This window comes from Rhizobium sp. O111 (genome assembly GCF_055616315.1).
In genome coordinates this window covers 2,984,972-3,004,441 of record NZ_JBSHXL010000001.1, presented here as the reverse complement: position 1 = coordinate 3,004,441, position 19,470 = coordinate 2,984,972, and the positions used below count along the sequence as shown (strand labels likewise).

At 63.0% G+C, this 19,470-nt stretch carries 20 protein-coding genes and 1 pseudogene; 10 read left to right on the top strand and 11 right to left on the bottom strand.

Going from position 1 to position 19,470, the window contains the following annotated elements:
- Positions 1–109 precede the first annotated feature (109 nt).
- Positions 110–838, bottom strand: coding sequence for an esterase family protein (locus ACVTFQ_RS15130; RefSeq protein WP_112437464.1), 729 nt, complete (start codon positions 836–838; stop codon positions 110–112).
- The gene (locus ACVTFQ_RS15125) at positions 810–1,799 is read right to left on the bottom strand and encodes an acetylxylan esterase (RefSeq protein ID WP_111564914.1); all 990 of its coding nucleotides are present in this window, start codon (positions 1,797–1,799) and stop codon (positions 810–812) included. Before ACVTFQ_RS15125 ends, ACVTFQ_RS15130 begins: the two co-directional genes overlap by 29 nt.
- Positions 1,800–2,208: 409 nt before the next feature.
- On the opposite strand from ACVTFQ_RS15125, the gene ACVTFQ_RS15120 reads away from it, so the two are divergent.
- From ACVTFQ_RS15120 to ACVTFQ_RS15090, 7 genes are all read left to right on the top strand, one after another.
- On the top strand, positions 2,209–3,807 hold the full coding sequence (locus tag ACVTFQ_RS15120) for an ABC-F family ATP-binding cassette domain-containing protein (RefSeq protein WP_111564959.1): 1,599 nt from the start codon (positions 2,209–2,211) through the stop codon (positions 3,805–3,807).
- Between the two features lie 113 nt (positions 3,808–3,920).
- Positions 3,921–5,324, top strand: coding sequence for a GH1 family beta-glucosidase (locus ACVTFQ_RS15115; protein WP_313760335.1), 1,404 nt, complete (start codon positions 3,921–3,923; stop codon positions 5,322–5,324).
- A gap of 365 nt (positions 5,325–5,689) precedes the next feature.
- Positions 5,690–6,721 carry a methionine ABC transporter ATP-binding protein gene (locus tag ACVTFQ_RS15110; RefSeq protein ID WP_112437342.1) on the top strand — a complete coding sequence of 344 codons (1,032 nt, stop codon included), beginning with the start codon at positions 5,690–5,692 and terminating at the stop codon, positions 6,719–6,721.
- Positions 6,711–7,379, top strand: coding sequence for a methionine ABC transporter permease (locus ACVTFQ_RS15105; RefSeq protein WP_111564912.1), 669 nt, complete (start codon positions 6,711–6,713; stop codon positions 7,377–7,379). The genes ACVTFQ_RS15110 and ACVTFQ_RS15105 overlap by 11 nt, the downstream gene beginning before the upstream one ends.
- Positions 7,380–7,418: 39 nt before the next feature.
- Positions 7,419–8,195 carry a MetQ/NlpA family ABC transporter substrate-binding protein gene (locus ACVTFQ_RS15100; RefSeq protein WP_111564911.1) on the top strand — a complete coding sequence of 259 codons (777 nt, stop codon included), beginning with the start codon at positions 7,419–7,421 and terminating at the stop codon, positions 8,193–8,195.
- A 94-nt stretch (positions 8,196–8,289) separates the two neighbouring features.
- Positions 8,290–8,853 (top strand): NADPH-dependent FMN reductase, encoded by a 564-nt coding sequence (locus ACVTFQ_RS15095; RefSeq protein ID WP_111564910.1) that lies wholly within the window; start codon positions 8,290–8,292, stop codon positions 8,851–8,853.
- A 139-nt stretch (positions 8,854–8,992) separates the two neighbouring features.
- Positions 8,993–11,203, top strand: a complete 2,211-nt coding sequence (locus tag ACVTFQ_RS15090; protein WP_111564909.1) for a bifunctional diguanylate cyclase/phosphodiesterase — start codon at positions 8,993–8,995, stop codon at positions 11,201–11,203.
- Positions 11,204–11,233: 30 nt separating this feature from the next.
- Here the strand turns inward: ACVTFQ_RS15090 and trhO are convergent, their stop codons facing one another.
- The 3 genes from trhO to ACVTFQ_RS15075 are packed head-to-tail and all read right to left on the bottom strand — an operon-like array spanning position 11,234 to position 13,603.
- Entirely contained in the window at positions 11,234–12,169 is a 936-nt protein-coding gene (gene trhO / locus ACVTFQ_RS15085; RefSeq protein WP_111564908.1) for an oxygen-dependent tRNA uridine(34) hydroxylase TrhO, read from the bottom strand.
- Between the two features lie 59 nt (positions 12,170–12,228).
- Positions 12,229–13,137 (bottom strand): CHAD domain-containing protein, encoded by a 909-nt coding sequence (locus ACVTFQ_RS15080; RefSeq protein WP_111564907.1) that lies wholly within the window; start codon positions 13,135–13,137, stop codon positions 12,229–12,231.
- On the bottom strand, positions 13,115–13,603 hold the full coding sequence (locus ACVTFQ_RS15075; protein WP_111564906.1) for a CYTH domain-containing protein: 489 nt from the start codon (positions 13,601–13,603) through the stop codon (positions 13,115–13,117). The genes ACVTFQ_RS15080 and ACVTFQ_RS15075 overlap by 23 nt, the downstream gene beginning before the upstream one ends.
- Positions 13,604–13,757: 154 nt before the next feature.
- On the opposite strand from ACVTFQ_RS15075, the gene ACVTFQ_RS15070 reads away from it, so the two are divergent.
- The 3 genes from ACVTFQ_RS15070 to ACVTFQ_RS15060 all read left to right on the top strand — a co-directional run bounded on the left by ACVTFQ_RS15070 (position 13,758) and on the right by ACVTFQ_RS15060 (position 15,722).
- Positions 13,758–14,396 carry a 2-dehydro-3-deoxy-phosphogluconate aldolase gene (locus tag ACVTFQ_RS15070; protein ID WP_018901951.1) on the top strand — a complete coding sequence of 213 codons (639 nt, stop codon included), beginning with the start codon at positions 13,758–13,760 and terminating at the stop codon, positions 14,394–14,396.
- Positions 14,397–14,672: 276 nt separating this feature from the next.
- Entirely contained in the window at positions 14,673–15,386 is a 714-nt protein-coding gene (locus ACVTFQ_RS15065) for a tellurite resistance TerB family protein (RefSeq protein WP_111564905.1), read from the top strand.
- 120 nt (positions 15,387–15,506) lie between these two features.
- Positions 15,507–15,722, top strand: a complete 216-nt coding sequence (locus ACVTFQ_RS15060) for a hypothetical protein (RefSeq protein ID WP_111564904.1) — start codon at positions 15,507–15,509, stop codon at positions 15,720–15,722.
- 40 nt (positions 15,723–15,762) lie between these two features.
- Here ACVTFQ_RS15060 and ACVTFQ_RS15055 read toward each other — a convergent pair.
- The 6 genes and pseudogenes from ACVTFQ_RS15055 to ACVTFQ_RS15030 all read right to left on the bottom strand — a co-directional run.
- Positions 15,763–15,909: pseudogene (locus ACVTFQ_RS15055) on the bottom strand (endonuclease domain-containing protein); the annotation flags it as partial.
- Positions 15,910–15,915: 6 nt separating this feature from the next.
- Positions 15,916–17,007 carry a nickel/cobalt transporter gene (locus ACVTFQ_RS15050; protein WP_470423907.1) on the bottom strand — a complete coding sequence of 364 codons (1,092 nt, stop codon included), beginning with the start codon at positions 17,005–17,007 and terminating at the stop codon, positions 15,916–15,918.
- Entirely contained in the window at positions 17,001–17,642 is a 642-nt protein-coding gene (locus ACVTFQ_RS15045; protein WP_111564901.1) for a DUF1007 family protein, read from the bottom strand. The genes ACVTFQ_RS15050 and ACVTFQ_RS15045 overlap by 7 nt, the downstream gene beginning before the upstream one ends.
- Before the next feature lie 145 nt (positions 17,643–17,787).
- Entirely contained in the window at positions 17,788–18,681 is an 894-nt protein-coding gene (locus ACVTFQ_RS15040; RefSeq protein ID WP_111564900.1) for a LysR family transcriptional regulator, read from the bottom strand.
- Between the two features lie 27 nt (positions 18,682–18,708).
- Positions 18,709–19,035, bottom strand: a complete 327-nt coding sequence (locus ACVTFQ_RS15035; RefSeq protein ID WP_018901945.1) for a type II toxin-antitoxin system PemK/MazF family toxin — start codon at positions 19,033–19,035, stop codon at positions 18,709–18,711.
- Positions 19,032–19,346, bottom strand: a complete 315-nt coding sequence (locus ACVTFQ_RS15030; protein WP_313760333.1) for an antitoxin MazE-like protein — start codon at positions 19,344–19,346, stop codon at positions 19,032–19,034. Before ACVTFQ_RS15030 ends, ACVTFQ_RS15035 begins: the two co-directional genes overlap by 4 nt.
- Positions 19,347–19,470: the final 124 nt, after the last annotated feature.

Genomic DNA, 19,470 nt, shown 5'->3' with positions numbered 1-19,470 from the left:
AGACCTTTCTTTAGGAATGACTGTTCGAAGCCTTTAGCCACGGTCTAGGCAATGACAATTCACGAGTTTTGACTTTGGCGTTATTGGCCGGCTTAAGGCGTTCGGTGGCTCAGATGTAGAGGGCGGCCATCTTGCGCCAGGCGCTGGCGCGGTGGGCGCGGCCGTCCCAGACATGCAGCTGGTGGCCGACCTGCTTGTCCGACAGAAGCCGGCTCAGATAGTGGTTGTTGTCGAGGAAGGGGTCGGCATTGCCGATCGTCATGACGATTTCGACTTCACGCAGCTTGTCCAGCTGCCAGCCTTGATGGAGCCCAGGCAGGAAATGCGTTGGGGTGTGGAAATAGACGGCGCTGTCATAATATCCGTCGAAGAGATCGCCGAAGGCTTCGACGCTGAGCGTCAGGTCGTAGCGTCCTGAGAATGCGACGAGCTTGCGGAACAGATGCGGGTGGCGGAAGACGAGGCTCGCCGCCTGGAAGGCGCCGAGGCTGCAGCCATGCACGATGGTGCAGTCGTGCCCGTTTCTTGCGGCCATCAGCGGCAGGACTTCGTGGAGAATATAGTCCTCGAAGGCCTGGTGGCGGTGGATGCGGTCGGCCGGATGGCGGTCGAAGCCGTAGAAGGTCTCCGTGGCCAGGCCCTCGATGCAATAGAGCTGTAGCTGGCCGGCTTCGAGCTTGTGGGCGAGGCTGGCGACAAGGCCGATCCGTTCATATTCCCAGAAACGGCCATCGCGCGTCGGAAACATCAAGACCTTGGCGCCGGCATGGCCGAACACCAACAGCTCCATCTCGCGATGCAGGCGCGGGCTATGCCAGCGCAGATATTCCCGGTTCATGAAGCTTCAAAAAACCTCGCAGCTTTTCGCGCAGCGCAAAATTCTGTTCCGTCATTCCAGGATAGTCGAAATGTCCGGCGTCGAGGATGAAGATTTCATTATATTTTGACGGCGGCACCGCGTTGGCCACGGCGAACTGGCAGGGCGGGGCGACAGCCGGATCGAACAGGGCTGCGGCCACCAGCATCGGCACCTTGATGCGCGTCGCTGCGGTCGCGGCATCGAACAGGCGCAGATGGTCGAGCACGTCGGGATGGGTCTTCTGGTAGGTCTGGACGGAATCGGCGCTGCCGACTGTCGGTAGCGTGAGCCACTGCTTACGGTCGCCGAAGGTGGGAACGATCAGGTGGCCGCGATCGATGCGACTGTCGAAGGGGATCGCCAGCGCCCCCAGCCCGCCGCCGAAGCTGCCGCCGATATAGCCGATGCGGTTTGCGACCCATGGATAGAGCGCCTGCAGCGTCGAGACGGCGATCCAGAGATCCTCGACGCAGCCGCCGATGACGTAGTCGTCGGGGCTATCGATATCGTGGAGCACATGGCCGGGCGCTTCCGGCGGTATCGGCGCCTGGGCGCTCCGCGACATGCCGCGCGCGCAGGGGAAGAGGATGGCGGTCTGTTCCACCGGCAGGTCGAAATCCGGCGCATCGCGGCCGCCATAGCCGTGGCCGACCACCAGCCCGCGCCGCACCGGCGCATCGCGCGGCAAGAGCAGCCAGCCGCCGATCGTGATGTTGTCCGTCGAGGTGTAGGTGATGTCGAGGACCTGCCAGGCGGGGTGGGTGAGGCTGCTCTGCCTCAGCGTCGGCCGCGGGTCGATGGTGAGCGCCCGTTTGTACCGCTTCTGCCAGAAGGCGTCGAAGCCTGGCGGTGCCTCGGGCGGGACGATGGCGCGCAGCGTGTCGAGCGTCATGCCGTAGGTGGGGTCGAAGGGGAAGGGGTGCGTCTTGGGGATGGTCATGGGGGAGTTGTTTCGTGGAATTGGGGGGATTGCAAGGCGGGGTGAGGGGATTTGAGTGGTGGGGGAGAAGGAGCGCTCCTCATCCTGCTCAAAGACCCCTCCCCACAAGGGGGAGGGGCTAACCCGTGGCACTGAGGTTGCCCTATTCTCTCGACGTCGTAAGTTGAGAGGTTGCAGCTTTGGGCAGGACGTTGCGCCCAGCAAGCCCCTCCCCCTTGTGGGGAGGGGTTGGGAGGGGACTTGCTACGAAAGGCACGGGTCTTTATCGCGACGGCTCCTCGCTCCGCCTTGATTTCACCTCACCACCTGCCTAGATTGCAGCCATCCTCAATACCAACAGGACGGTGCACCATGGATTTCAACCCGATCGCAATGCCGCTTTGCCTTGCCATACGGGAAACCCATGTCCATGCCTGCATCCATTACCCTTTCCAATCTTTCGTGGTCCACGCCTGACGGGCGGCCGCTTTTTTCCAATCTCGATCTGAGCTTCGGGGCCGAACGCGCCGGGCTGGTCGGTCGCAATGGCGTCGGCAAGACGACGCTTTTGAGGCTGATCACCGGTGAGTTTCAGCCGCAATCCGGCAACGTCGCCGTCAGCGGACGGCTCGGTGTGCTCCGCCAGACGGTGCAGGTCGATGCCGATGCCACGGTCGCCAACCTCTTCGGTGTGCGCGCAGCGCTCGATGTCGTCGCGCGCGCAGTGGCCGGCGAGGCCTCGGCCGAGGAGGTCGCCTCCGCTGACTGGACGCTCGAGTCGCGGCTTGCCGATGCGCTTGATAGCATGGGGTTTGCGGCGGAACCCGATACGCTGCTCACCTCGCTCTCGGGCGGCCAGCGCACGCGGGTCGGCTTGGCGGCGTTGATCTTCAGCGAACCGGATTTCCTCATCCTCGATGAGCCGACGAACAATCTCGATCGCGATGGCCGCGAGGCGGTGATTGCTTTCATCGAGAGCTGGCGCGGCGGGGCGCTTGTCGTCAGCCACGATCGGGCGCTTCTGGAGCGGATGGATGCGATCGTCGAGCTGACGACGCTGGGCGCCAAGCGCTATGGCGGCAATTGGAGCGCGTTTCAGGCGCGCAAGGCGGTCGAGCTTGCAGCGGCCGAACACGATCTGGCGGACGCGGAAAAACGCGTGGCGGATGTCGCCCGCAGCGCCCAGCTTTCCGCCGAGCGGCAGGCGCGCAGCGACAAAGTCGGTGCCAAGAAGGCGGCGCGGGGCGACATGCCCCGTATCGTCGCCGGCGGCCTGAAGCGGGCGGCGGAGAACACCAGGGGCGACAAGGTCCGGCTCGGCGAGAAGCGGCGTGAGGAGGCGATGGAGGACGCCAGTGCGGCGCGCGAGCGCATCGAGATCCTGCAGCCCTTTTCCGCCAAGCTGGCGTCGACACATCTGCCGTCGTCGCGGGTGGTGCTGCGGCTCGATGGCGTGACGGCTGGATACGAGCCGGATCGGCCCGTGATCACCGATCTGTCCTTCGCCATGACGGGGCCGGAGCGGGTAGCGGTCGAGGGCCCGAATGGTTCAGGCAAGACGACGCTGCTGTCGCTCGTCACCGGCCGGATCGCGCCGTGGGCGGGAACGGTCTCGGTGCCTGTGCGCCTTGCCGTCTTCGATCAGAGCGTCAGCCTGCTCGACCGGTCGCTGTCGATCGCCGAGAATTTCCGCAGGCTCAATCCCGGTGCGAACGAGAATGCCTGCCGCGCGGCGCTGGCGCGGTTCATGTTTCGGGCCGATGCCGCCCTTCAACAGGTTTCGACGCTGAGCGGCGGACAGCTGCTGCGCGCCGGGCTCGCCTGCGTACTCGGAGGCGCGGAGCCGCCGCCGCTGCTGGTCCTCGACGAGCCGACCAACCATCTCGACATCGATTCCATCGCCGCCGTGGAGGCGGGACTTGCCGCCTATGACGGTGCACTCCTCGTCGTCAGCCACGATGCGGTGTTTCTCGAGCGGATCGGCATCACGCGGCGGCTGTTGCTGCCATCCGGCGAGGATGTGCTCTGAGAGCGGGCACCTTCATCTGCAACGTTACAGATTTGACATTTCAAACCTATACGTAGAGTAGAGAGCAGCCGGAAGCGCGAGGCAGCCGCCGGCGGATTTTGGAGGATTTCAGTTTGACGATTGATGCGAAGACACCCGCCGCGAAGATTGATGCCAAGGGCCTGGCCGCCCGCTTTCCCGGCGATTTCACCTTCGGCGTGGCGACGGCCGCTTTCCAGATCGAAGGCGCTTCGAAGGCCGATGGTCGCAAGCCGTCGATCTGGGATGCCTTCTGCAACATGCCGGGCCGGGTCTTCAATCGCGACAATGGCGACGTCGCCTGCAATCACTATAACCGCCTCGACGAGGATCTCGATCTCATCAAGTCGCTTGGCGTCGAGGCCTATCGCTTCTCCATCGCCTGGCCGCGCATCATTCCAGATGGCACCGGGCCGGTGAACGAGAAGGGGCTCGATTTCTACGACCGCCTTGTCGATGGCTGCAAGGCGAGGGGTATCAAGACCTTCGCGACGCTCTATCACTGGGATCTGCCGCTCTTGCTTGCCGGCGACGGCGGCTGGACGGCGCGGTCGACGGCCTATGCCTACCAGCGCTACGCCAAGACGGTGATGGCGCGTCTCGGCGATCGTCTGGATAGCGTCGCGACCTTCAACGAGCCGTGGTGCATCGTCTGGCTGAGCCATCTCTACGGCATCCATGCGCCGGGCGAGCGCAACATGCAGGCAGCACTTCACGCCATGCACTACATGAACCTCGCCCATGGCCTCGGCGTCGAGGCGATCCGCTCGGAAGCGCCGAACGTGCCTGTGGGCCTGGTGCTCAATGCCATGTCGGTCATCCCGGGTTCCGACAGTGCTAGCGACCAAGCCGCCGGCGAGCGGGCGCACCAGTTCCACAACGGCGCCTTCTTCGATCCCGTCTTCAAGGGCGAATATCCGCAGGAATTCCTGGAGGCGCTTGGCGATCGCATGCCCGTGGTCGAGGAGGGTGATCTTGCGATCATCAGCCAGAAGCTCGACTGGTGGGGCCTCAACTATTACACGCCGCTGCGTGTCGCCGACGATCCCAAGAAGACCGGCGATTTCCCCTGGACGGTCGAGGCGCCGCGCGTCAGCGATGTCAAGACCGATATCGGCTGGGAGGTCTATGCGCCGGCGCTGAAGCATGTGGTGGAGGATCTCTATCGCCGCTACGATCTTCCGGAATGCTACATCACCGAGAACGGCGCCTGCGACAACACCGGCATCGAAGCGGGCGTTGTCAAAGACACGATGCGCCTCGATTATTACATCCAGCATCTCGATATCGTCGCCGACCTCATCAAGGACGGCTATCCGATGCGCGGCTATTTCGCCTGGAGCCTGATGGACAATTTCGAGTGGGCGGAAGGCTATCGCATGCGCTTCGGCCTCGTGCATGTCGATTACGACACCCAGGTCCGCACCGTGAAGACGAGCGGCAAGTGGTACTCGGAGCTCGCCGCGCAGTTCCCGAAGGGCAATCACAAGAGCGCCTGATCGCCTTCGGCATAATTGTCTATGCGGCAGGTAGATTTTTTCCTGCCGCATCGCACAAATAAAAAAACATCCCTGTCCGGTTTCAACCACCGGCGGCATAAGTTGCAGCAACAGGAAAGGCGAAACGTCTTTCTTTCCCGCCCGCAACGAAAGCCGCGTCCATGTCTCGCACCCGTGATTGTCTTCGAATGTGCCGCCCGATTGGCTAATCGGCGCGATAGCGGTTATAGAACCGCCAGTTTTTGAAGACCAACATACGCGAGCATGAAATGACACTCCAACACCAGGCCCAACAAGACGCTGCCCAAGGCGCGTCCGGCGGCCATTCCGGGCGAGAGCCAGAGGGCGCTGCGGGTGCGATCCCGATGGTCGCCTTTGAAGGCGCCGGCAAGCGCTACGGGCCATCAGGCGAGGGCGGTTTCACCGCGGTCGAAAAGGTCGATCTCACCGTGGCGCGCGGCGCCATCACCGGCATCATCGGCCGCTCCGGCGCCGGCAAGTCGACGCTGATCCGCATGGTCAACGGGCTGGAGACGGCGACCTCGGGCACGGTGCTCGTCGATGGCGTCGATGTCGGCGGGCTCAGCGAAGAGGGGCTTCGCGGCCTGCGCCGCCAGGTCGGGATGATCTTCCAGCACTTCAACCTTCTGTCCTCGCGCACCGCCTTCGACAATGTGGCGCTGCCGCTGGAGATCGCGGGTGTCGACAGGCAGACGATCCGCGCCAAGGTCGGGCCGCTGCTCGATCTCGTCGGTCTCGGCGACAAGGCCGGCAACTATCCCTCGGAGTTGTCGGGTGGCCAGAAGCAGCGTGTCGGCATCGCCCGCGCGCTCGCGACCGATCCGAAGCTGCTGCTCTCCGACGAGGCCACCTCTGCGCTCGATCCGGAGACGACGCAGTCGATCCTTGAGCTCCTGAAGCGCATCAATGCCGAACTCGGCCTCACCGTTCTTCTCATCACCCACGAGATGGAGGTGGTGAAGACCATCGTTAGCCACGTGGCGGTGATCGATGCCGGTCAGATCGTCGAGGCCGGACGGACTTTCGACGTCTACACCAACCCGCAGCACCAGACGACGCGCACGCTGCTTGCCTCGGCGCTGAAGCTGCCGGAATGGCTGCGTTCGGGCATCAAAGCCCAGCCGTCCCAGGGCGATCGGGCGCTGGTGCGGCTGGTGTTCTTCGGCGAAACCGCCTTCAAGCCCTTGACCGGGCGGCTGGTCGCGGAGCTCGGCTCCGACGTCAATATCCTCGCCGGCGCGATCGAGGAGATCGGCGGAGAGCCCTTCGGTTCGCTGGTCGTTTCCTATTCCGCCGATCCTGATGTGATCGCGCGTGCCGACCGCTTCTATGCGGAAACCGGTCTCAAGACGGAGGTGCTTGGTTATGTCGCCTGATATGATCTACAACCTCCTCTCCAAGGCCCTGATGCAGACCCTGCAGATGGTGTTCGTCGCCGGCATCGTCGGCTCGATCATCGGCCTGCCAATCGGCGTGTTCCTGGCCACCTCGGGCAAGGGCGAGCTGTTTCCGGCGCCGAAGACCAATCGCGTGCTCGGGCTCGTCGTCAACGCCGCGCGTTCGACGCCGTTCATCATCCTCGTCGTTGCCATCGTGCCACTGACGCGCCTATTGACGGGCACGTCGATCGGTACCTGGGCGGCGATCGTGCCGCTCACCATCGCCACCATCCCCTTCTTCGCCCGCCTGGTCGAATCCGCCATCCGCGAGATCGACAAGGGGCTGATCGAGGCTGCTCGCGCCATGGGCGCCACGCCGTTCCAGATCGTCTTCAAGGTTCTGTTGCCGGAGGCGCGGCCGAGCATTCTGATGGCGCTGACGATGACCATCGTCAGCCTGATCGGCTACTCCGCCATGGTCGGCGCCGTCGGCGGCGGCGGGCTGGGCGACCTCGGCATCCGCTACGGCTACCAGCGCTTCAATCCCGAGATGATGGTGATGGTCGTCATCGTGCTGATCGTTCTCGTGCAGCTCGTGCAGAGCGCCGGCGACGGGCTTGCCCGCCGCTTCGACAAGCGCAACCGGAAAAACTGACGCTTTAACAACAACCATAATTCAACACAGGAGACACCCATGAAGAAGTTCATCATCGCAGCCGCGCTCGCTGCCTTCGCAGCCGGCTCGGCACTTGCCGAAGACATCAAGGTCGGCGTCACGCCGGGCGAGCACGCGCAGATCATGGAAAAGGTCGCCGAGATCGCCAAGACCAAGGGTCTCAACATCGAGATCGTCGAGTTCTCCGACTATGTCGTGCCGAACCAGGCGCTCAACGATGGCGACATCCAGGCCAACTCGTTCCAGCACCAGCCCTACCTCGACAACCAGATCGCCGACCGCAAGTTCGATCTCGTCAGCATCGGCACGACCATCACCACCCCGATGGGCGTCTATTCCAAGAAGGTGAAGAGCCTCGACGAGCTGAAGGAAGGCGCCACCGTCGCCATCCCGAACGACCCGACCAATGGCGGCCGCGCGCTGCTCGTTCTCGCCTCCAAGGGCCTGATCAAGTTCAAGGACAACCCGGGCGTCAAGGTCACCGTCGCCGATATCATCGACAACCCGAAGAAGATCGAGTTTGCCGAAATCGACGCCGCGCAGCTGCCGCGCTCGCTCGATGACGTCGACGCCGCCGTCATCAACACCAACTACGCCATGGAAGCCGGCCTGCACCCGAAGACCGACGCCATTGCCATCGAAGGTGAGAAGTCGCCTTACGCCAACGTGATCGTTGTCCGCACCGCCGACAAGGACGCACCTTGGGCCAAGACGCTGGTCGAATCCTACCACGACGAAAGCATCCGCAAGTTCATCAACGAACAGTTCAAGGGCGCGCTGATCCCGTCCTGGTAAGACCTGGTCTTATCCCTATACGAGATGAAGCGGTCCGGCCTTGCCGGGCCGCTTTTTCGTTGGGGCGAATCGTCTGTTGGCATAGACCAGTAGCATGGAAGCCAAGCCGCTCTTTCTCTATGCGCTCTGCGGCAGCCAGCGGAAGGTCTCGACCAATCGCCGGCTGCTGGAGGCTTTGCGCGATCATGCGCCTGATGGTGTGACGATCGAGATCTGTGATCTCATCGGCGAGCTGCCGATCTTCAATCCCGATCGTGAAGGCGAGCATACGCCTGATATCGTCGAGCGGCTGGGGGCGAAAATGCTGGAAGCCGATGGCGTCATCGTCGCCTGTCCGGAATATGCGCACGGGCTGCCGGGCGGGCTGAAGAACGCGCTGGACTGGCTGGTCTCACGCGACGAGGTGCCGTTCAAGCCCGTGATGATCGCGCATGCATCGCATCGCGGCGACTTCGCGCTGTCTCAATTGACGGAGGTCCTGAAGACCATGTCGTTCGATATCGTCGAGGAGGCGCATCTGCGGATCGGGCTGCTCGGGAAGGACGATGCGGCGCAGGCGGCGGTTCTCGATGCGGCAGTGCGTGACGGCGTTATTTTGAACGCGCTTGCAAAATTCTGCGGGCATGTTCGTAAGGGTGTGCTTTATAAGGATATTTGAATAGTATTATCCGTTTGAAATAAAATGATTTTTATCGCTCTTGCGTTCGTGCCATCGATGCAAAAATGCTTAATCGTTCAACCGCGTTTTAACCGTTTTTTGAAGGCTTCCCGTCAGTATTTGCCGACAGGGAGAATGAATGCCGTCGATCTTCAGCAAACGAAGCGCGATTATCGGAGCTGGTCGCCACACAACCGTGGCCGGCGTTCTGTTTTCGTTTGCCGTCGTCGTCGCTGTGGTCACGATGATGGTGCTGAATGCGCTGGATCACGTGGCGCAGAAATCCAACGTGCTCGATGACGAGCGCTCGCGCGAAACCGTTTCCGGTGCGCTGCAGAATTTCGTGGCCCAACTCGGCGCCACCCTCAACGATTACGCGGCCTGGGACGATGCCGCGACCAATGTCTACGCCACCGACGGCATGGACTGGACGGTGTCGAACTATGGCGAGATGTCCGTCAACAGCGCGCTGTTCGACATGGCTGTTGTCATCGACGACGACAAGACGCCGATCCTGGTCTATCGCGACGGCAAGCCGATGGACGGCAGCTTGCAGGAATTCTTCTCGCCGGCGCTCTGGGCGCTGTTCGACAAGGTGAAGGCTGCCGGCCCGAAGGACCTGCCCGAGGCGTCCGGCTTCATCAGCACGAAGTCGGGCATCGCCGTCGGTGGCGTGGCACTGGTGCGCGAAAAGTCCGGTGCGCTCGCGCCCGCGCCCGGCAAGCATCGCTATCTCATCTTCATCCGTCATCTCGACGCCGCCAAGATCGACGATATCGGCAAGACCTATGTCATCGGCGGACTGCAGCTCGTTGGCGCCGATCAGGCCGCCGCCTATTCCGTGCCGATCGTGGATGCGCTTGGTGCGTCGCTCGGCAAGCTGATCTGGACGTCGCGCGCGCCTGGTGATGTCGGCTATGCAGACGTGCGCAGCCAGGTGGTGCAGGCGATCTGCCTTGTCGGCCTGTTCTTCGTCGTGCTGCTGATCATCGGCTGGCTGGCCGGGCGCAGGCTGAAGAGCGAGGAGATCATCGCGCGTGAGGATGCGCTGCGCGACCGGCTGAGCGGACTTCTGAACCGCGACGGCCTGCGCGTCTCCGTCGATGCGATGGTGACGCTCGCCAGGCAGTCTCAGGATAATGTCCAGCTTCTCTATCTCGACCTCGATGGTTTCAAGGAGGTCAACGATTCCTACGGCCACGGCACCGGCGACCAGCTGATCCGGGCGGTCGCGGCCGGGCTGAAGGTGCTGATCCCCGAGGGTGCCGTGCTTGCACGCATCGGCGGCGACGAGTTCGCCATCGTCTTTGCATCACAGCAGGGCGACGCGGCAGCATTGCAGCTCTCCGAGCATATTCTCGACTTCCTGGCCGAACCCTTGGAAATCGGCCGCCGCGTGGTCGTCATCGGCGCCAGCATCGGGATCGCGGTTTCGCCTGCGGGCAGTGTCGATCGCGAGGAGCTGGTGCGGCGCGCCGATCTTGCCATGTATAAGGCCAAGGAAGCCGGCCGCGCGCGCATGACGCTCTACGATCCCGCCATGGATGCCGATCGCGAGGAGCGCAACGCGCTGGAGCTCGATCTGCGCCAGGCGATCGAAGGCGGCGACCTGACGCTTGCCTACCAGCCGCTGATCGGCGCCGACAGCAATGAGATGGTCGGTGTGGAAGCCCTGGTGCGCTGGAACCGTCCCGGCCATGGGCCGGTGTCGCCTGATGTGTTCATCCCAGTTGCCGAGACCAGCGGTCTCATCGAGGCACTCGGCCTGTTCGTGCTGCGCAAGGCCTGCGAGACGGCCAAGCAATGGCCCGAGCTCAGGATCGCCGTCAACGTTTCGCCCGGCCAGTTCCGCAATCCCGCCTTCACCGATTACGTGCGCTACGTGCTGCGCCAGACCGAGATCGAGGCCAAGCGGGTGACGCTCGAGGTGACCGAGGGTTACATGATCCAGAACCCGAAGCGGACGCGCCAGGCGATCGAGCAGCTGAAGACGCTGGGCGTGAAGATCGCGCTCGACGATTTCGGCTCGGGCTTCTCGTCGATCGGCTATCTCCGCCAGTTCGGCTTCGACCGCATCAAGATCGACCGTTCGCTGATCATGGATATCGAGCACAGCGAGAGCCAGCGCGAGATGCTGAAGGCGACCGTGGCGCTGGCGAGCTCGCTTGATATTCCCGTCACCGCCGAGGGTATCGAGACGCCGGAGCAGGCCGATATCGCCTCGCAGTTCGGTTGCGATACGCTGCAGGGCTTCTACTTCAGCAAGCCCGTCTCCGCCGAGGATATCACCGAGCGGCTGATGGAAGCACGCGCGCGCAAGACCAGCGGACGGCGCGTCAGCGCCGCTTGATCAAGTCCCCATACCGCCACTTGGACGATCTCAGGTGCCGATGTGCTTCTGGCCGCGCTTCTTGGCGAGCGCGATCTGCAGCTGCCGCTGGCGGTAGCGCAGCCGGTCTTCCTCGCTGCGGCTGTCGTAGCAATGGCTGCAGGACACGCCTTCCTCGTATTTCTCCGAGGTGATCTCTTCCGCGGTGATCGGATTGCGGCAGGCGTGGCAGAGCTTGTGGTCGCCCTCCTTCAAGCCGTGCTCGACCGAGACGCGCTCGTCGAAGACGAAGCAGGCGCCTTCCCACAGGCTCTCCTCCTGCGGCACTTCCTCGAGATATTTCAGGATGCCGCCCTTGAGGTGGTAGACCTCGTCGAAGCCCTGCTCCTTCATGAAGGCGGTGGCCTTCTCGCAGCGGATGCCGCCGGTGCAGTACATGGCGATCTTCGGCTTGTTGTGCAGACCGGTGTTGTTCTTCACCCAGTCCGGAAACTCGCGGAAGGTCTTAGTGTTCGGGTCGACGGCGCCCTTGAAGATGCCGATCGCCGTCTCGTAGTCGTTGCGGGTGTCGATGACGATCGTATCGGGATCGGAGATCAGCGCGTTCCAATCCTTCGGCGCGACATAGGTGCCGACGATCTTGTTGGGGTCGATGTTCTCGACGCCCATCGTCACGATCTCTTTCTTCAGCTTCACCTTCATGCGCACGAAGGGCATTTTCGACGCGCGGCTTTCCTTGTGCTCCAGGCGAGCGAATTCCGGCATGGCGCGCAGATAGCCAAGCACCGTCGCGATCCCCGCATCCGGCCCGGCGATCGTGCCGTTGATGCCCTCATGGGCGAGCAGCAGTGTGCCCTTGACGCCATTATCCTCGCACAGCTGTTGCAGCGGCGCGCGCAGGTTCTCGAAGTGCGGCACGGAAACGAAATGATAAAGGGCCGCGACGAGGAAAGGGCTCGTCGCCTGTTGGGTCGATGTGTCGGTCATGCGGCTGGAAATACAGCTTTCGGCGTCTAAGCGCAATCGCCTGCAGATGCGGCTAATGTTCAGCCGCCGAAGGCGATCCAGAGCATCTCGATGCGCATCGCCTCGTCATCCGCATCCGGGCCGAAGATGGTCTCGGCGCGATCCAGCGCATCGTGGCGACCCTGCTGCTGGTGGAAGATGATGGCGTAGAGCAGGTGCGCGAGGTCGTCGGCATTCTCGAAATGGTGATGCTCGGTCTCGACCAGCTCGCACAGCAGCTCAAGATCGTTGATGCGGCCGAGCAGGTCGACCAGCGTGCTCGCCGCGTCGTATTTCGCGTTCATGGCGGTCGGCCAGAGCGGATTGAGCAGCTTGTGATAGGCGCGGTAATCCTGCGTGCGCTTGCGCAGCGTGTGAAAGGCCTCGGCCGAGACATGCCCCTCGCAGGCGGCGAGCGCCTTGCGCGCCTTGCGCATCGTGGTGTCCCACCCATGCGCCAGAAGCCGCCCATGCCGGCGGTGGCCGCCCTTGAGGTTGACGTCCTGAATGGCCGCGATCGCCCGCTTCAGCGCCGAGATGGTGTCGGAGACGACCTTTTCGGGATCGCGCCTGGCGGCGATCAGCCGGTCGCGCCGGGCGGTGAGCGCCACGACGATGCGGCCGAGCGCCTCGGCCTCGTCGCTGTCGCGGGCGCGTTCGTGCAGATAGGTGGCGGTCTCGACGAGGGCCGCCGCATCCCGCAAAGAGGACAGCGAGCGGGCGATGCCGCGCAGCCTTATGTTTTCGCGGGCGGAAAATTTCGGCACGGCGCTCGCGACCAGGCGGTAGAGCGAGCGCACGCGCTTCAGCCGCTTGCGCGCTTCATGGATCGCGTGGTCGGTGCCTTGAGGCCGCGTTTCGAGCACATCGATCGCATGGCGCAGCTGGCGTCGCGCGAGCTTGTGAAACTGTGATTTGAAGGACCGGTCAGGCCGTATGCTGAAGGGCATGCCGGTCGTGCTCAAATTCGGTTGCCAATGCCTGATTTGAGTATCTGAAATCGCCGGTGACCTCGCGGCCGAGCCAGGCGGGAAGCGCCGGCCGTTCGGCTTCCGACCCCATCTCGACCTCGGCGATGACGAGGCCGCGGTGCTGGCCGGCGAAAACGTCGACCTCCCAGACGTAGCCCTCATAGGGCACGCGGTAGCGGGTCTTTTCGATGACGATGCCTATCGCCGCACCAAGCAGCTCTTCGGCGTCGGTAACCGGGATTTCATATTCGAATTCGTCGCGGGTCATCTTGCTGCGGCCGATCTTGGTGGTCAGCCGCGCGCTCTTCCTGTCGATGATGCGCACACGTACCGAGCGATCGTCCATCGACGCGATATAGCCCTGTCTGAGGACGGACTTCGTTTTCGCGCCGGAGCGCCAGCCATCGCTGCGTACCAGGAACTTCCGCTCGATCTCTTTTGCCATGACCGATGAACCTCTTTGACGACGGCGGGTACGCTAGCGCAAATTGGCTGAGGTTGATACCCATTCCATTCCAAAGATGGTTGCGGTCTCGACAAACTTTAGCGGTAGGTCTATTCCGGTGCCGCAATTAAATCGTTTCAAAGGAACCACGGCCATGGGCGAAAAGACAGAGAAACTCCTTTCCATCCTGAAACTGCAGCCCGTCGTGCCGGTTCTGATCGTCGATGACGTCAAGTCGGGCGTTTCGCTGGCGCGCGCGCTGGTCGCGGGTGGTTTGAAGGCGATCGAGATCACCATGCGCACGCCTGCAGCGCTGGACACCGTTCGCGCCGTGGCCGACGAGGTCGAGGGTGCCGAGGTCGGCGCCGGCACCATTCTCAACGCCAAGCATTGGGAAGCCGCGGTTGCCGCCGGCTCCAAGTTCATCGTCAGCCCGGGCACCACGCAGGAGCTGCTCGACGCGGCCCGCGATTCCTCCGTGCCGCTTCTGCCGGGTGCCGCGACCGCCAGCGAAGTCATGGCGCTGCGCGAAGAAGGCTACCAGGTGCTGAAGTTCTTCCCGGCCGAGCAGGCCGGTGGCGCCGCCATGCTGAAGGCGTTCTCCTCGCCGCTCGCGGGCACGCTGTTTTGCCCGACCGGCGGCATTTCGCTGAAGAACGCGATGGACTACCTGTCCCTGCCCAACGTCATCTGCGTCGGCGGCTCCTGGGTCGCGCCGAAGGAACTGATCGCATCAGGCGACTGGGCCGGCATCACCAAGCTCGCCGCCGAGGCGGCCGCGCTGAAGGGCTGAGACGGCTTTCGGGGGGCGCTCGCTTCGTTGCGAAAGCCCTTTGCTTCTTGGCGAAGACCCCTCCCCAACCCCTCCCCACAAGGGGGAGGGGCTTAGATGGGGCGGTGCCACGAGTCTCCTTCCCCCTTGTGGGCAAGGTGGCCGGCAGGCCGGAAGGGGTCTTTGCCCAACACATCCGCTACAGGCCAAGCGTCCTCCCTCTAACGCACCCGTTATTTGCAATCCCCCATCGCCGCTCCTATCTCCCCAACATCAGCAAAAGGGAGACAATCAGGTATGTTCGACGCGAAGAAGCTTCTTGAGCAGTTTCTGGGATCGCAGATTCCGGGTGTCGGCGGCAGCGTTCGCGACCGGGCGGGTGGGGCGATCGAGATGGCCAAGAACAATCCGTGGAAGGCAGGGGCGCTTGCGACCGCCGTGCTCGGCACCAAGACCGGCCGCAACATCGCCGGCAATGTCGCGACGATCGGCGGCCTCGCGGCCGTCGCCGGCCTTGGTTATCTCGCCTACAAGAACTATCAGTCGGGAAAGTCGCCTGAGGCAGCACCGCAGCCTGCCGCCACGACGGGCCAGCCCATCGCGCTGCCTCCCCCGGATTCGGCCTTCAGCCTGGAAGGGCCGCAGCTCTCCAATGATTTCGCCCTGACCCTGATCCGCGCGATGATCGCCGCCGCCAAGGCCGATGGCCATATCGACGATGCCGAGCGCGCCAACATCATGGAGAAGGTGCGCGAAGTCGACCTCGGCTCGGAGGCCGAGGCCTTCCTGCGCAACGAACTCGCCAATCCCGTTGATATCGACGATCTCGTGGCCGCCGCGCGCACCGAGGAGCAGAAGGTCGAGCTCTATACGGCGACGCGACTGACCATCAATCCCGACACCCGCGCCGAACGCGGCTATCTTGACCTGCTCGCCGGCCGCCTCGGCCTGCCGGACGCGCTGCTCGACCATATCGACGCGACCGTATCGTCGGCCAAGGTCACGGCCTGAGCGGGAAAAGGCTTGCCGTTTGACGATTGGCAAGCCTGCGCTCGCGGCGAGTTGCACGGCCAGTTGCCTTTCGCGGGCGGCTGGCCTAAGCCCTTCTCCTCACCCGCAGGAGATTTTCGCATGGCCGACCCCAGATCCGAACGCCGCTCGCCGGCGATTGCCGCCGCGATCATCCTCGTCTGCGCCGGGCTCGTCATCTATTTCCTGCCGTCGGTGGTGCTGTGGATCGGCAATTACTCGCCGACGCTGGCGATCATCGTCGGGGTTTGTCTGGTGATGGCGTTTTTCGCGGTGTTCTGGCTGCGGGCGCGGTATCAGCGTCGGCGGGGTGGGTGAGGGTTGGGGCTTTATCGTCGGTGGCGAGGTTCTGCCGCGTAGCCCCCTCATCCGCCTGCCGGCACCTTCTCCCCGCGGGGGAGAAGAGACTCGTGGCGGGCCGCTCGCTCCATCTTCCCTTCTCCCCAGCGGGGAGAAGGTGGCCCGAAGGGTCGGATGAGGGGGCCTCACGGCACACCCTCACCAACCAACCCTACCCACCAAACCCCACACCCTGCAGCGACGCGCCGAGCAACAGCGCACCCATCACGATGACAAGCAGCGCGCCCAGGAGCTCGATGCCGTTGCCCACCCATGTCGAAACGCGCGAGCCGTGGCCGGCGAGGCGCATGGCGGTGCCTTTGGCGGTGACGGCAAGTGTTGCGAGGATGGCGACGGTGATGGCGGTGCCGAGCGACATCGCGAAGACCGAGAGCACGCCGCCGAGATAGAGGCCATTCAGCAAAGAGAAGGTCAGAACCAGCAGCGCGCCGGAGCAGGGGCGCAGGCCGACGGCGACGATTGCCGACCAAGCCTCGCGGATGCTGAATTTTTCCGCGCCGAGCATCGCGGGGTCGGGCATGTGCGACTGGCCGCAGGTCTCGCAGGCCATGCCTGAAATGAACTTGTGGCCGGCCTTGGCCGCCTGCGTCTCGCCGAAGGCGTAGGAGCTGCTTTCGCCCCGCTGGTCTGCGTCCTGCCAGTCAAGCATCATGCTGACGGGGCCTGACGCCAGCGCTTCCTGTCTTGGCTGGAAGGCCGGGATGATGGCGCGCAGCTTGGGCAAGAGGAGCCACAGGCCGAAGAGGATGACCATGACGAAGCTTGCGATCTCCATCGCCTGCGTGGCCATGGTGAGCGTGATGCCCGAGCCGCGCAGCACCAGCCAGGCGCCGCCGACAAGCAGGATCGCGACAAGCCCCTGAACGAAGGCCGAGACGAAGGAGATGGCGACGCCGCGCTTCAGCTCAATCTCATTGGCGATCATGTAGGAGGAGATGACCGCCTTGCCGTGGCCGGGGCCGGCGGCGTGGAAGACGCCATACGCAAACGACAGGCCGACCAGCGTGCCGAGCTGCCAGGGATCCTCGCGCATCGCCTTCAGCGCGTTGGTCAGCGCGCGGTAGAAGGCCTGCTGCTCGTAATTGATGTAGAGAAAGAGCGGCGCCAGCGGGCCGCCGGAGGGCTGGAAGCTCGGCTCCGCCGTGCCGATGCCGAGCGGCGATTGCGCATGCGCAGCGGCAAGGCCGGTCAGGAGCAGCAGGCCGGCGGCGTAGAGCAGCAGCGTGGGCTTGCGCCTCAGCATGTGACTTCCAGCTTGGTGGCGAAGAGCTTCGACATGTTGGTGCCCGTCGGATCGTTGAAGAAGGCGTCGGTCAGCGATTGCTTGTTTTGCGAGATCACCTGGTCGGCGTCGGGCCGCACCACCTGGTGCTTGCAGGCCTTGAAGGCGTCGCCGACGAGAATCATCTCCTTGTCGGTCGGAAAGTCGATCGAGGTGTAAAGCGTCGGATCGTAAACGCCGAAGGTGAGGTTGCCCTTCAACGGCATCTTCTCGACCGGCTTGACGGCGAAGAACATCAGGAGCTGGCCGTCGCGGTAATCGACATGGATGATGTCGGGCTTCTGAACCGTCACGTTCTTCCCGTTCATCGTCAGGTTCATGTAGTAATCATAGTCGGCCAGTGAATCGCGGACCGTCTTGCCGACCTCGGCGAGCTCGTTCGGCTCCAGCTTCAGGTCGGTGTTCTTGTCGAAATCCATGACGACCGAGGAGGTGAAGACCTCGTCGAAGCGCCAGACGTTGCGGAACTCCGCGACATTGCCGTCATCGCCGGCGACGACCTCGAGGCGGGCCTCCACGAAGATATGCGGATGCGCGAAGGCTGCGGCGGGCACGAGCGTCAGAAAGCCGGCCGTCAGGAAAGTCGATATCTTCATGCGTCCGCTAACTTCATCTCTAGAGTTCGGGCCAAAAATTTAAATGCCGGAGAGGCGATAAATCCGGGTGGGGCGGCCCAAATCAGTTGCTGCGATCTTGCCGGAAAATGGGACCGAATTGGGACCGGATTTCCTTGGGTTCGGCTTAGGGGTGCTTCTTGAACCAATTATAGAGATAGTCGACGAAAATGCGCACCTTGGCCGGCAGGTAGCGGCGGTGCGGATAGACCGCGTAGATGCCGCGATCGGTGGCGATATAGTCGTTGAAGAGCGTCACCAGCTCGCCACTCTCGATTGGCTTGCGGGCGATGAAATCGGGAATGAAGGCGATGCCGATGCCTGACAGTGCGGCGCGCAGCGTCGCATGCGGGCTGTTGACCTCGATCGGGCCGGAGACGGCAACGGCAAACGAGGTGCCGCCGGGGTTCTGGAAGCGGATGCTGCCCTGGCTGCGCGAATTGGTGTCTATGATGAAGGGCACGTTGGAGAGATCGGCCGGGTTCTGCAACTGCGGATGGCGCTCCAGAAACTCCGGCGTGGCGCAGAGATGAATGCGGAAATCCGAGATCTTGCGGGCGATCATGCCGGAATCCTCGAGCTTGGTCACGCGAATCGCGACGTCGAAGCCCTCCTCGATCAGGTCGACGAAACGGTCGTCGGCGGAGATTTCTAGCTGCAGGTCCGGGTTCTCGCGGGCGAAGTCGATCAAGGACTGGCCGACATCGGCATCGACATAGGTGCGCGGCACCGAGATCTTCAGCTTGCCCTTCAGCTGCGCGTTGTTCTCGCGCACGAGATCGGCAAGGTTGTCGATCTCCTTCAGGATGTCGGAAGCGGTGCGATAATAGGTGTGGCCGGCCTCGGTCATCGAGAACTGGCGGGTGGTGCGGTTCAGAAGCAGCGCGCCGAGTTCATCTTCGAGTTCGCGGACGTATTTCGACAGCAGCGCCTTGGACCGGCCGGTCTTGCGGGCGGCGGCGGAAAAACCCTCGGCTTCGACGACGTCGATGAAGGCGCGGATGCGGGTGAGGGTGTCCATGAGATAAGAGAATCCAATTGTAAGGGGTCAATCCACTAGGCCGAGAAGGAATGAAAGCGCGGCGTCCAGTTCTCGCATTTCGCTCTCGGCAAGTTGTCCGATAATCTTGCCGACCTTCTCGCGAGGTACTCCGATGATTTTGTCTGTCATGATTTGGGAGCGAATGCGCAAGCCCGTTCCTTGGCTTGCTTCGAGAACTGGCCGGAATTTCAAATCTATTATTGTTGAAGTGATCGGACAGACGACGGCTGAGGGGTAGTCTTGTGATAGGGCATCGGTCTGCACAACGACCGCCGGTCTCGGTTTCCCATAGTCGCCTTGAATGGCAACGACAACAACGTCGCCACGCCTCATTCTGGCCAGGTCCAGCCGCTGAGATCGGCAGCCTTTTCCGTCCATTCGAGGATTTCTCGTTCCTCGTCCTTGTTGAGAGCCGCCACCTGTTCGGCGATTTGCTTGCGAACTTCCGGCGAGCGCGCGTCGAGGGCCACGATGCGCACCTCGCGCAAGTGGTTCGCCTTCCTGCGTTCCCTCAATGCCTTCATTCGTTCTGCGGCGGCCGTCACGGCGTCCTCCTTGATGATCGCGAAAGTGTAACGCGTTACGCTTCTGCCCGCAAGATTCGCTGATTTTTCCGGTGGCCCAAGTTTTTTGGCGAGGGTCAAAAAAACTCTTGATTATGACCGCGAATATTCTTATTTCGACCTCAGCCCAAAGTCGCACGTGCCCATGGGTGTCCGCCGAACCCTCGAATTGGTGAGGAAATCGGTAAGGTACCTGGAATTAACC